9 protein-coding genes are annotated in these 12510 nt (G+C 70.5%); 7 read left to right on the forward strand and 2 right to left on the reverse strand.

Annotated elements, in window-relative coordinates:
* Nucleotides 1-35: 35 nt before the first annotated feature.
* The 7 genes from WMF44_RS08825 to WMF44_RS08855 all read left to right on the forward strand — a co-directional run bounded on the left by WMF44_RS08825 (nucleotide 36) and on the right by WMF44_RS08855 (nucleotide 9141).
* Nucleotides 36-1748: a DUF885 domain-containing protein gene (locus WMF44_RS08825; RefSeq protein ID WP_437298689.1), complete on the forward strand. Its 1713-nt coding sequence runs from the start codon at nucleotides 36-38 to the stop codon at nucleotides 1746-1748.
* A 98-nt stretch (nucleotides 1749-1846) separates the two neighbouring features.
* Nucleotides 1847-2374, forward strand: a complete 528-nt coding sequence (locus tag WMF44_RS08830) for a hypothetical protein (protein WP_437298690.1) — start codon at nucleotides 1847-1849, stop codon at nucleotides 2372-2374.
* A 260-nt stretch (nucleotides 2375-2634) separates the two neighbouring features.
* On the forward strand, nucleotides 2635-3108 hold the full coding sequence (locus WMF44_RS08835) for a hypothetical protein (protein WP_437298691.1): 474 nt from the start codon (nucleotides 2635-2637) through the stop codon (nucleotides 3106-3108).
* A gap of 273 nt (nucleotides 3109-3381) precedes the next feature.
* A protein-coding gene (gene prfB, locus WMF44_RS08840; protein ID WP_157907532.1) for a peptide chain release factor 2 occupies nucleotides 3382-4525 on the forward strand; the annotation gives its coding sequence in 2 pieces (ribosomal slippage) (nucleotides 3382-3450 and nucleotides 3452-4525; 1143 coding nt in all).
* Nucleotides 4522-6240 (forward strand): lysine--tRNA ligase, encoded by a 1719-nt coding sequence (gene lysS / locus WMF44_RS08845; protein WP_437298692.1) that lies wholly within the window; start codon nucleotides 4522-4524, stop codon nucleotides 6238-6240. Before prfB ends, lysS begins: the two co-directional genes overlap by 4 nt.
* Entirely contained in the window at nucleotides 6237-8399 is a 2163-nt protein-coding gene (locus WMF44_RS08850; RefSeq protein WP_437298693.1) for an FtsX-like permease family protein, read from the forward strand. The genes lysS and WMF44_RS08850 overlap by 4 nt, the downstream gene beginning before the upstream one ends.
* Before the next feature lie 7 nt (nucleotides 8400-8406).
* Nucleotides 8407-9141, forward strand: coding sequence for an ABC transporter ATP-binding protein (locus tag WMF44_RS08855; protein ID WP_012234271.1), 735 nt, complete (start codon nucleotides 8407-8409; stop codon nucleotides 9139-9141).
* On the opposite strand, the gene WMF44_RS08860 is transcribed toward WMF44_RS08855, so the two are convergent.
* Nucleotides 9130-11202: an FAD-dependent oxidoreductase gene (locus WMF44_RS08860; RefSeq protein WP_437298694.1), complete on the reverse strand. Its 2073-nt coding sequence runs from the start codon at nucleotides 11200-11202 to the stop codon at nucleotides 9130-9132. The genes WMF44_RS08855 and WMF44_RS08860 overlap by 12 nt on opposite strands.
* A gap of 194 nt (nucleotides 11203-11396) precedes the next feature.
* Nucleotides 11397-12440 carry an arginine N-succinyltransferase gene (locus tag WMF44_RS08865; protein WP_437298695.1) on the reverse strand — a complete coding sequence of 348 codons (1044 nt, stop codon included), beginning with the start codon at nucleotides 12438-12440 and terminating at the stop codon, nucleotides 11397-11399.
* Nucleotides 12441-12510 lie beyond the last annotated feature (70 nt).

Consider the following 12510-nt stretch of genomic DNA (forward strand, 5'->3'; position numbering starts at 1 on the left):
GAGAAAATCCGGTCGTGGCCGCATATGCTGTCGCGGTGAGCCAAGACCACGACGCGCGTGATCCCATCTTCGCCCTCAGCGACGAGTTCGTCGAAGCCTTCGCTGCCCGCTGTCCTGCCCATGCCACCCTCGCGGGCATCCCCTGCGACGAAGGCGCCTGGAACGACTGGAGCCCGAGCGGCGCCGCGTCCTGGGCCTCCACGGTCGCGTCCTTCCAGGAGCGGCTCCGCTCGCTGCCGCCGCCGCGCCCCGGCGGGGAGGCGCGGTGGGGTCGCCTCGCACGCCGTGTCATGGCGGAACACCTGGATGAGCGGCTCGACGATTTCCGTCACGGCGAGCACCTGCGCGATCTCAACAACATCGAGTCGGCGTTCCAGCACCTCCGGATGGTCTTCGACCTCATGGATGTCCACAGCGCCGCCGGCTGGGAGGCCATCGCGTCGCGCCTGGAGGGCCTGCCCCGCGCGTGCGACAGCTACCGCGCGTCGCTCGAGGAGGGCCGCCGGACGGGCCAGGTCGTCGCGCGTCGCCAGGTGTTCGCCGTGATCGAGCAGGCGCGCTACCAGGCGGGCGACGCGTCGTTCTTCCTCACGCTGCCGGCCGCTCACGAGGCGTCGGGCTGCGGCGCGGGCGCCGGCCGCGCACGCGTCGTCGACGGCGTCGAGCGGGCGCGCGCCGCGTTCGGCGCGCTCGCCGGCTACCTGGAGCAGACGTACCTGCCGAGCGCGCGCGCCGCGGACGCCGTGGGAGAGGAGCGCTACCTGCGCCTCGCGCGCCGCTTCCTCGGCGCGAGCATCGACCCGATCGAGACCTACGCCTGGGGGTGGTCCGAGGTGCACGCCATCGAGGCCCAGATGGCGCGCCTCGCCGGCGAGATCCTCCCCGGCGCGTCGTTGCCCGAGGTGATCGATCTGCTCATGACCGACCCCGCCCGGTGCGCGCAGGGCGCCGACGAGTTCCTCCGCATGATGTCCGAGCGCCAGCGAAAGGCGCTCGCCGATCTCGACGGCGTCCATTTCGACATCCCGGCGCCCATCCGTCACATCGAGGTGAAGCTCGCTCCGCCGGGCGGCGCGCTCGGCGCCTACTACGTGCCCCCGAGCGACGGCTTCAAGCGGCCCGGCACCGTCTGGTATGCGCCCGGCACGAAGCAGGCGTTCCCGCTCTACGAGGAGATCACCACGGCGTACCACGAGGGTTTTCCCGGCCATCACCTGCAGTGCGCGCTCCAGGTGCACCTCGATGACCGGCTGAGCCGACTCCACCGCTTCCTGGTGACGAACTCCGGCCACGCCGAGGGGTGGGCCCTCTACGCCGAGCAGCTCATGTACGAGCTCGGTTATTTCGAGCGCCCCGATTACGTGCTCGGGATGCTCGCGGGCAAGCTGACGCGCGCCTACCGCGTCGTCCTCGACATCGGCATGCACCTGGAGCTGCCGATCCCCCGGGACGCGCCGCTCCACGCCGGCGAGCCCTGGCGCTACGAGATCGCCGTCGAGTACCTCCACCGCCGGGCCTTCCTCACGCTGGATCACGCGCACAGCGAGGCGACGCGCTATCTGGGCTGGCCGGGGCAGGCGATCTCCTACAAGGTCGGCGAGCGCGTCGTCCTGGAGCTGCGCGACACGCTGCGGCGCCGCCACGGCGAGGCCTTCGATCTGAAGGCGTTTCACGCCAGGGTGATCGGCTCCGGGTCCGTCGGGCTCGACCACCTGCGCGAGATCGTGCTCGACGACGCCGCGCTCTGAGCGCGCGTCAGACACGCGCTCGTCGGACACGCGCTCGTGGGGCACGCCCGTCCGCTTCGCGCCTCGACGCGCGGCCACGCGCGTGCCAATCGACGCGGGTGAGCGCTCCCCCAGCGAACGAAGCCCCCGAGGCGCGGCCGGACGGCTCGGACCTTTGCACCGCGTGTGGCCTCTGCTGCACGGGGCTGCTCTTCGACGTCGCGCCGCTCGAGGAGCACGAGCTCCCGCGGGCCGAGAAGCTGCGCCTGCCGCTCGCTTGCAACCGGTACCACGACGCCTTCAGCCTGCCGTGCCCCTGCCACCTCGACCGGAAGTGCACCGTCTACGAGATGCGCTTCTCCGTGTGCAGCAGCTACGAGTGCGGCCTGCTCCGGCGCTGCAAGGCGGGCGAGGTGCCGCTCGGCGAGGCGCTGTCCCGCGTCGAGCGCGTGCTGCGCCTGACGGACGCGGTGCGCGCGCGGGTGCCGCCGCTCGCGCCGCCGCGTCCGCTCTGGGATGAGGCCCGCGAGCACATCCGCCGGCGTGACGCCGAGGACCCGTCGCCGGCGTGGCAGGGCGAGCGCGGCGCGCTCGTCGCCGCGCTCGGCGAGCTCCGGGTCGCGTGCAGGGAAGGGCTCGATCCGTAGCGCCGGCGCCCCGCGAGGGCCGCGGGAAATGGTCTTTCCCATGTCGGGGTCCAATCCGCGGGGCGCCCCAGCGCGCTTTGGAGATCTCCCTCTCCCTGTCCTGCAAAGATCTCCAGGGCCCTCAGGACACCGACGAGCGCGGAGACTCCCATGCTTCGTCCAGGCCGAGCGTGATCCGCCCTCGGCTGCGCGCGCCGCGCCCTCGTCAACATGCTTGTCTCGGCCTCCCGGCGGCAGGCTCCAGGCCGTATATACGACCCATGGAACCGACGATCCGCCGGCTGACCAACAAGTATTCTGCCATCGCTGCAGTGATCAGCTTCGTCACTCAGCCCATTCCCGGCGCAGATGAGCTGATCGTGGTTCCCATTCATTACTCCTTCTCCGTGTCGCTGACCCGGCGCCGGGGCGTGCCGCTCCGCAGGGCTCCGTGGCTTCAGGTGAGCAAGATCATCTGGGGTGGAGCGGGCGTCAGGCTCTTCGCCAACTTCACGCTCGGCCTCGTCCCGGTCGCCGGTCTCTTCTCCAATGCGGTCACCGCCGTCGCCTTGACGGAGTACCTGGGCCGCTACCTCGACGCCGCGCTGAGCAGCAAGGCGCCGCCTCCCGCGGTCTCCCTCCGGGCCATCCGGGATGCCCTGCGGCACCCAAGGCGAGCGCGGAGCGCTCAGCGGTTGTGGTCCAGGATCCGCCGCGCCGTCCGGGAGTCCGTCCCTGCGCCGACTCCTGGTTGAGGCGCCTTGTCCTGCTGGACGGGAAGCTCGGAGCTCGCGCGGCCTCGGGGCGCCCGGCGGTCGTGACGCGGTCCACGGCCAAGGAATCCGCGGCGCCGGGTCATCCGCCGCACCCTCTCCGGCCGCGCGCCGCGTCGGAGAGCGCGTCGCCGGCGCGCCGGACGTGGAGCCGACGTGGGGCCGGCGTGGAGCCGCCTCGGCCCGCCCGCGCGCGGCGGTCTCGCCTGGCGTCTCTCCTGGCGATCGCCGCCCAGATCGAATAGATCCCCGGCCATGCTCTCCGAGACCCGCGAGAAAGTCCTCGACATCAAACGGCGCTTTGAGGCGCTAAGGGGGCATCTTTGACGTCCCCAAGCTCGAACGGATGCTCCAGGATCTGACCCAGACGACGCTGTCGTCGGGGTTCTGGAACGATCAGGAAAAGGCCCAAGCCGTCCTCCGCAAGCGCGCCCAGGTCGAGTCAAAGCTCGAGGTGGCGCAGCGGCTCGGCCGCGAGATCGAGGATCTCGCGGAGTACCTCGAGCTCGGCGCTGCCGAGGGCGACGAGGGCGTCATCGCCGACGCCGACGCGCAGGCCGACGCCATCGCCGGGCGCCTGCGCAAGGTCGAGCTCGATCGGATGCTGTCCGGCCCCGCCGACCGCGGCAACGCCATCGTCAGCATCCACCCGGGCGCCGGCGGCACCGACGCGAAGGACTGGGCGTCCATGCTCCTCCGCATGTACCTGCGCTTCTGCGAGCGCCGCGGGTACAAGACGGAGATCATCGACTACCAGGACGGCGACGAGGCCGGCATCGACGCTGTCACCCTCACGGTGAGCGGCGACGCGGCGTACGGCTATCTGCGCTCCGAGGCCGGGGTCCACCGCCTCGTCCGGATGAGCCCGTTCAACGCCGATCACACCCGCCAGACCGCGTTCGCCGCCGTCGAGGTCACCCCGGACAGCGACGACGAGATCAACATCCAGGTCAACGAGAAGGACATCGAGATCACGACGATGCGCGCCGGCGGCAAGGGCGGGCAGAACGTGAACAAGGTCGAGACCGCCGTTCGCCTGCGGCACATCCCGACCGGACTCAACATCGTGTGCCGCGCCGAGCGCAGCCAGCACCAGAACCGCGCGATGGCGATGAAGGTCCTCAAGGCGAAGCTGTACGAGATGGAGCTCCAGAAGCGGGAGGCCGAGGTCCAGGCCTACAACGCCGCGAAGAGCTCCATCAACTTCGGCAGCCAGATCAGGAACTACGTCCTCGCGCCCTACCGGCTCGTCAAGGACGTGCGCACCTCCACCGAGGCCACCGACGTGGACGCCGTCCTCGACGGCGATCTCGAGGGCTTCATCGAGGCCTACTTGCTCGCCGCGGCCGGCGGTTCGCTCAGGAAGGGCGGCTCGGTCGCGGAGGACGACGCTCCGTGAGCCAGCAAAAAGACAGACCGAACGACAAGAAGACCGAGCGGCTCGTGAAGGAGGCCGCCGAGGCCGCGCGCGCCGAGGAGACGCTGATCGCCACGCGAAAGGCGAAGGCGGCGCGCCTCCGCGCGCGCGGCGACAACCCGTTCGCCAACGACGTCACGGAGGGCGAGCCGCTCGTCGAGCTCGCGGCCGTCCGCGCCCGCTTCGACGGGGCGCGGGCCGCGGCCGAGCCGAGGCCCGAGGGCGCGGCGCCCGAGCGATCCGCCTCCGCGGCGGATCGCTACGATCCGGCGCGCGTCGAGCCGGTCCCGTTCCGCGTCGCGGGCCGGGTCCTCTTCGTGCGCTCGTTCGGCGGCGTCACCTTCGTCCGGCTGCGCGACCGCACCGGCGAGCTCCAGCTCTACTGCGAGCAGGGGAGCCTCGCCGATTTCGAGCGGCTGGAGGACATCGATCTCGGCGACTTCGTCGAGGCCCACGGCGTCGCGATGGCGACGCAGAAGGGCGAGCTCTCGATCCGCGCAGGGCGCCTCCGGCTGCTCACGAAGGCCTACCGCCCGCTGCCGACCAAGACGAGCTTCAAGGACGTCGAGTCGCGTTACCGCATGCGGTACGTCGATCTCGTGGCCAACCCGCACGTCGCGGGGGTCTTCCGCGCCCGCTCCGCGATCGTCGCCGCGCTGCGCGAGTTCCTCGACGCGCGCGGCTTCCTCGAGGTCGAGACCCCGACGATGCACACGCTCGTCGGCGGCGCGGCCGCGAAGCCGTTCAAGACCCACCACAACGCGCTCGACCTCGAGCTCTTCATGCGCATCGCGCCGGAGCTCTTCCTGAAGCGGCTCGTGGTCGGCGGCTTCGAGCGCGTCTACGAGATCGCGCGCTGCTACCGGAACGAGGGGCTGTCGACGCGGCACAACCCCGAGTTCACGATGCTCGAGTACTACCAGGCGTACGCGACGTACGAGACGCTGATGGACGCCACCGAGGCGATGCTCCGCCACGTCGACGCCCGCCTCGCCGAGCGGCTCCCGGCCGAGCGCGCGGCCTGGGCCGCGCAGCGCACGTACTCGCTCGAGCGCTTCGAGCGCGTCCCCATGGCCGAGGGGATCGCCCGCGCCCTGGCGAAGTCGGGCCTGCCGGCCGACGTCCCGCAGCGCGTCGCCGCGGACGACGCCCCGATCAAGGAGTGGGCGAAGGCGGCGAAGGCGAGCGGGCGCGAGATCGACTGGACGAACTTCCGCGCGGGCGCGAAGAAGTGCGAGTCGCCGGGTGAGCTCGTCTTCTGCGCCTACGAGTACGTGGTCGAGCCGTTCCTCACGAGGGACTACCGCACGGAGGCGGGCGACAAGAGCGTCCCTGTCTTCATCATCGACTATCCCTTCGAGGTCTCCCCGCTCGCGCGCAAGAAGGACAGCGATCCTTCGCTGGTCGACCGCTTCGAGCTCTTCATCGACGGCCGCGAGCTCTGCAACGCCTTCAGCGAGCTCAACGACCCCGAGGACCAGGACGCGCGATTCCGCGCGCAGGTCGAGAAGAAGTCGCGGGGCGAGGAGGAGACGATGGATTACGACGCCGACTACGTCCGCGCCCTGGAGCACGGCCTCCCGCCGACGGCGGGCTTCGGCATGGGGGTCGATCGCCTGACGATGCTCCTCACCGGCGCGACCTCCATCCGCGACGTCATCCTGTTCCCGCTCCTCCGTCCCGAGACCGACGCGTGATCGAGCTCTCCAGGTCGTTGCAGGCCGCGCTCCTCGCCGCCGTCGCTCTGGGCATCGTCCTGCTCGCCTGGCGGGGCTACACCCGCTTCGACAAGAAGGGCGAGCTGGAGCCGCGGCGCCCCGGCGTCGTGCGCGTCGGGGTCGTGGTCGCCCTCACGGGCGCCAGCCTGCTCGCGCTCACGCTCATCGGGTCCAGCGGGCGCGCGAAGGGCCTCGCGCCCATCGGCGCCTTCTTCGCGGGCAATACCCAGCAGATCGCCCAGCTCGTCGCCACGCTGATCGTGGGGGGTGCCCTTCGGCTGTTCCGGGCCAGGATGACCGCGGACAACGCCCGGTGGCTCTCCGGCAGGTGGGGGTTCAAGGCCCGCGTGGGGCTCCGCGTGCTCGGCGCGATGTCCCTGCTCGCCGCGCTCGCGATCGTCGTCCTCTGGGTCGCGGTCCTGCCCATCCAGCCGACCTTCAGGTGGATCCTTGGAGGCACCCTGTTCGGCGCGGGCGCGGGCTACCTGGTCGCCGGGAGCCGCCCCGTCCGCAAGGGGCTCTATCGCGCGCTCGGCTGGTGGTGGGGCGCGCTCGTGGGCGTGGCGTTCGGCGTCACCGCGACGCTCACGGCCAGGATGCCCGTCGGGAAGGGCGCGTCGTTCAACTCGACGGATCAGATCATCCGCTTCACCGCGCTCGTCTCGAGCGTCGTCTTCCTGTTCTTCGTGCTGTCGGCGCTCCTGCCGCTCGCCCTCGACGCGCTCGAGCGCCGGAGCTTCGTGCCCCACGTGGCCGCGCGCCACGTGCGCGCCTCGAAGAGCGGCTTTCTCACGGTCATCTCGGTCCTGTCGATGGCCGGCGTCGCCGTCAGCTCGTGCGCCCTGTGCTCGGTGACGAGCATCATGGGCGGCTTCGGCGCCGACCTGAAGCGCAAGATCCTCGGCAACAACGCGCACATGGTCGTCGACGCCTCCCGCCCTGGCGGCTTCGGCAACTGGGACGACAAGCTCACCCAGGTGCGCGTCGCGCTCGCGCCCTACGGGGGCGCCGCGACCCCGGTCGCGGCCGGCGAGGCGATGGGCTCCAGCGCCTCGAACACCGCGGGCGCGCTCGTCCGCGGCATCGATCCGGACACCATCGGGCAGGTCATCGACCTCGCCAAGAACATCGAGGTCGGCAGCTTCGACTACCTGCGCGATCCCGAGAAGCTGACGAGCCTGCCTCCCGAGGAGATCATCGGTCGAGGCCCGGGCGGGGAGCCGTACTTCAAGGGGCCGGACTTCCGCCAGCCAACGGACGTCGACCCGTCGGTGCGCGACTACCTGAAGCAGCAGACGCGCGTGTACCCGGGCGTCATCATCGGCCGCGAGCTCGCGAAATCGCTCCACGTGCTCGTCGGGGACGAGGTGACCCTCCTGTCGCCGATGGGCGAGCTCGGCCCCACCGGCGTGATGCCCCGCTCCCGCAAGTTCCGCGTCGCGGCGATCTTCTATAGCGGCATGTACGAGTACGACGTCACGCACGCGTACGTCTTGATGGAAGAGGCGCAGAAGTTCTTCAGCCTCGACGACAAGATCACCCACATCGACATCCGGGTCCCGGATCCCGAGCGGGTGCAGGAGGTCCGCCCGGCCGTGGAGGCGGCCGTCGCCGCGAGCGCCGCGCTGGACGAGGCGCCGGAGGGAGGCAAGCCGCCGCCGCAGCTCCGCGTCCGCGACTGGATGGAGATGAACAAGAACCTCTTCAGCGCGCTCAAGCTGGAGAAGATCGCGACGTTCATCATCCTGTCCATCGCCATCGCGGTCGCGAGCTTCTGCATCGTCTGCACGCTGCTGCTCATGGTGACCGAGAAGGGCAAGGAGATCGCCGTCCTGAAGGCGCTGGGCGCCTCGGACAACATGGTGATGCGCGTGTTCATGCTCGAGGGCGTGATCATCGGCGCCATCGGCACGATCTACGGTGTCGGCACCGCGCTCGCGGTCTGCACGGGCCTGTACTGGTTCGGTGTCCGGCTCGATCCGGACGTCTATTACATCGACCGGTTGCCCGTGAACGTGAACCTCTCCGACTACGCGATGGTCGCGGTCGCGTCGATGCTCATCTGCACCATCGCCACCATCTACCCGGCCCGCGCCGCCTCGAGGCTCTCTCCGGTCGACGGGCTCCGCTACGAGTAATCACTCCATGTCCACTCCGCTCGTCGTCGTCGAAGACCTCCGCAAGACGTTCGTTCACATGGGCCGCGAGCTCCACGTGCTCTGCGGCATCGACATCGTCATCAACCAGGGCGAGGTCGTGGCGTTCGTGGGCCCCTCGGGCGCCGGCAAGAGCACGTTCCTCCACTGCATCGGCACGCTGGACCTCCCGACGAGCGGCCGTATCCGCCTCGGCAACGACGAGCTCACCGGCCTCCCGGGCTCGCGGCTCGCGGCGATCCGGAACCGGACGATCGGCTTCGTCTTCCAGTTCCACCACCTGCTCCCCGAGTTCAACGCGGTCGAGAACGTGATGATGCCGGGCCTCATCCAGGGGAAGACCCGCCGCGAGATGGAGCCGCTCGCGCGCTCGCTGCTCGCCGAGGTCGGCCTCGCGGCGCGCGCGACGCACCGGCCGGGGGAGCTGTCGGGCGGAGAGCAGCAGCGCGTGGCCCTGGCGCGGGCGCTCGTCCTGTCGCCGAAGCTCCTGCTCGCCGACGAGCCGACCGGGAACCTCGACACCGCGACGAGCGACTCGATCCACCAGCTGTTCTTCGAGATGAACCGAAAGCACGGCACCACGGTCGTGGTGGTCACGCACAACCTCAGCTTCGCCGAGTCGATGCCGCGCGTGGTGACCATGCGCGACGGGACGATCGAGAGCGATCGCATCGGCAGCGAGCGCGCCGCGGCCCTCGGGTACCGCGACGGCTCAGCCGGATAGCCGCTCGCTCAGCAGCTCGGCCGCGCGCAGCGACATGGCCATGATGGTCATCTGCGGGTTCACGCCGAGCGACGAGGGGATCGCGCTTCCGTCACACACGTAGAGCCCCGCGACGTCGTGCGCCTGGTGGTCCGGCCTGAGGCACGATGACCGCGGATCGACCCCGATACGGCACGTCCCGAGCGGGTGGAACGCGGCCACGTCGAGGTCCCCGGCCTGGATCTGCCGCGCCTTGAGCCGCTCCAGGTCCGCGGGGCCGTTCACCTCGTCGCAGCCGGCGACGAGCGGCAGGACGCGCCGCGCCCCCGCGGTCAGGAACACCTCGCAGAGCAGCTCGACCCCGCGCTTCATCTTCGCGAGGTCCTCCCGGTTCATCGTGTAGAGCACGAGCGGCGTGCCGCCGATCCCGGGCCTCACCTCGCCGCGGCTCGTGTCCTTGATCATGAACCCGAACGTCGCGAGGTGCGGATACCGCTCCATCAGCTCCGTGTAGCGGTGTCCCGTCCAGGGCACGGCCAGCGCGGCGACGTCGAACGGGAGCGAGCCTCCCTCGAACATCAGCCCTTCATCGGCGAAGTGGTCGATCTGGTAGCCCTGCGGGATGCCTTGCCACTGATCGATCCGCTCATCGAAGAGCGCCATCACCTTCGACGCCGGGTGGATCGAGAGGTTCTTTCCCAGCGCGCCGCTCGACAGGCACGCTCCGCTCCGGCGCAGGAGCAGCGGCGTCATCAGCGCGCCGCCGGCCACGACGACGGCCTCCGCCCTGACCACGAGCCGCGGCCCCCGCCCAGCGCCGCTCGCCGCGCGGCCGCCAGCCCTCGTGTCGCCGCCGAGCACTGCAGTCGCCCCCCGCGCGCGGCCCGCCACGATGTCGATCGTCCTGACCCGCGCCGCCGTGATGAGCTGCGCGCCCCGCTTCAGCGCCTCGGGCACATAGCTCACGTCGGTCGAGCGCTTGGCTCCCGTGGGGCAGCCGAAGCAGCAGATCCCCTGCCCATCGCAGTCCGGCGCGTTGCGCTGGAGCGGCCCGTGCCGCAGCCCGAGCCGCTCCGCCCCGCGCCGGACGATCGGCCCGATCGCCCCGAGGTGCAGCGGGTCGGCAGGGGCGACCTGGAGCATGCGCTCGACGCGCTCGTAATAAGGAGCGAGCCCGCCGGACGAGAACTCCGCAGGCAGCCCCATGCCGTCTCGCCACGACGCGAAGGTGCTCTCCGGAGCCCGGTAGCAAGTCCCGGAGTTGATCACGGTGCTCCCTCCGACGGCGCGCCCCGCGAACACCGGGATGTTCACGTTGCCAAGCGTCATGTCGAGCCCGTGGTCGCGGTACATCTCCCGGTAGGCGCGCGCGGGCCGTCCGGTGAAGCTCGAGCGGCGGTGGAAGTCGCCCTCCTCGAGCATGAGCACCGCGTGTCCGCGCGACGCGAGCTCGTAGGCCGCGGCCGCTCCGCCGGCGCCGGTGCCGATCACGAGGACCTCGCACTCGAGCTCCAGGTCCTCCTCGACCTCGCGCCCGTCCGTCACCTGCGCGAGCCAGCGCGGCGCCTCGTCGCGCACCGTGGGCAGCTCGTAACGGCAGCCGACGTGCTTGAACATCTCGGGCCGGTCGTAGTGGACGAACCTGAGCGGCGTGAGCGCGGCGCGGAGCAGCGAGCGCAGCGTCCGCGCCCGGCTCTGCTCGAAGCCGCGGAGCACCTCCATCCGATCCTCGAGCGGCAGCGCCGACAGCGGCCTGAGCCGGAACGGAAGGGGAGCGAGCTCTATCGCCCACAGCGCCGCGCGCACCCCTTGCGCCAGGTGCGGCGGGATCGAGCCGAGCCAGGCCGCGAGCCGGCCGGCGGTCGCGGCGCCCGCGCCGTCGAGGAAGCGGCCGGGCGGCATCGCCGCCTCGGCGAGCGCGGCGGCGATACGCATCTCCCGCCCGGAGAGCCTGGGCGCCGCGCCGCCCTTTGCCTCGGGGGCCCTCTCCGGGCCGGCATCCTTTTTCGGTGTCCCGGACCGGCGTTCCCCCCGCTCCAGCGCGGGCAAGCGCCCGAAATCGAGGTCCAATCCAAGGGTCATGGTCCTCCGAAACGCTCGTGAAAACTTCTGTTAATTCTGTAGCAACAGAATCGTTGCAAGGCAAGGCGGCCTGATCCGCTGGTGGATATGGCGCGCAGGCGGGCTGATCCGCTGGTCTCGCGTGTGCTGGACGTGGCGCACAGGCGGGCTGATCCGTTGGCCTTGCGCACTGGACGTGGAGCACACGCGCCCTGTCACGGCATCGGCAGGACCCAGATCGGCGAGCGAGGCTGGAGCTCGAGGTGCTTCCAGGCGTCCTCGGCGATCGCCATGCCGAGCTCTCCCTCATCGCGGAGGCTCGCGGCGACCGCGCGAAAATAAGGGGCGTCCGGGCGCTCGATCGCGAGGATGCCCTTCGGATCCGACGGGCTCGGGGTGAACGGGCGGCCCGCCTTCGCCCGGCGCGTATCGCGCACGAGCGAGATCTCGTCCATGCGGGCGGTGAAGTGCGGCCCTCCGTCGAACGGATCGACCCTGTGGGCATAGCGGAAGCCGACGCGGCGGAGCAGCTTCTCCACCCCCCGGGTCTGCGCCCCGACCTTCCCGATCACGCGCTGCGCGTCCTCGGGCAGCAGCGAGGCGTAGATGGTCCCCTCCGGGAAGAGCCCCTTGATGAACTCCTTGTTCTTCTTGGAGAGGAGATCCGCGTCGGCATAGCTCATGTCGGTGAACTTGCGCCCGAGCGCTTCCCAGAGGTGGCTTGTCCCGTCCGGCTCGAGGGGGGGCATCAGCTCCGCGAGGATCTCGTCCTGGAACAGCGCGGATCGCGCGGCCATGTAGAGGAAGCGAACATAGGAGATCATCGTGCCGAGCCGCTCGGTCCCTTGCCGGTACTCCGGCATGAGCACGAGCCCGCCGATCTCCGTGGGGCCGTTGTACGAGTAGCCGATGCGCAGCACGGTATGATGGAAGTGCTTGTCGATCGTGGCCGAGTACTTCTCCTCGTCGAGCACGTCGAAGAAGATGTAGGGGACGCCGCGCCGGCCGAGCTGCGCGATGATCATCGACGTCCCGACGATCATGCCCTTGTCGCCCTTCGTCAGGTCGACGAGGACGAAGACGTATTGGCGGAGGCGGGGATCCTGGATCGCCCCGCTGAAGCTCTTGTGGCTCTCGGCGACGATCTCGTGGATTGCGTCACGGTTGTTCGGCAGGTTGACCGAGTTCAGGTGGCGCGCGACATAGAGGAGCTGTTCCTCGTCGCCGGTCACGGCTGCGCGTATCTCGAACGAGACCATCGCCGGAAGCCTACGCGTGGCGCCCGTCCTTGGCCATTGCTCCGGAGGCCGCGCGCGCGGCGCGGCTCCG

Origin of the sequence: Sorangium sp. So ce426 (genome assembly GCF_051475585.1) — a bacterium.
GTDB classification, from domain to species: domain Bacteria; phylum Myxococcota_A; class Polyangia; order Polyangiales; family Polyangiaceae; genus Sorangium; species Sorangium cellulosum_B.

Bases quoted from the DNA above. Each gene is read 5' to 3' on its own strand.
- WMF44_RS08835 (WP_437298691.1), top strand. From the start codon at position 2,635: ATGGAACCGACGATCCGCCGGCTGACCAACAAGTATTCTGCCATCGCT.
- WMF44_RS08855 (WP_012234271.1), top strand. From the start codon at position 8,407: ATGTCCACTCCGCTCGTCGTCGTCGAAGACCTCCGCAAGACGTTCGTT.
- WMF44_RS08860 (WP_437298694.1), bottom strand. From the start codon at position 11,202: ATGACCCTTGGATTGGACCTCGATTTCGGGCGCTTGCCCGCGCTGGAG.
- WMF44_RS08865 (WP_437298695.1), bottom strand. From the start codon at position 12,440: ATGGTCTCGTTCGAGATACGCGCAGCCGTGACCGGCGACGAGGAACAG.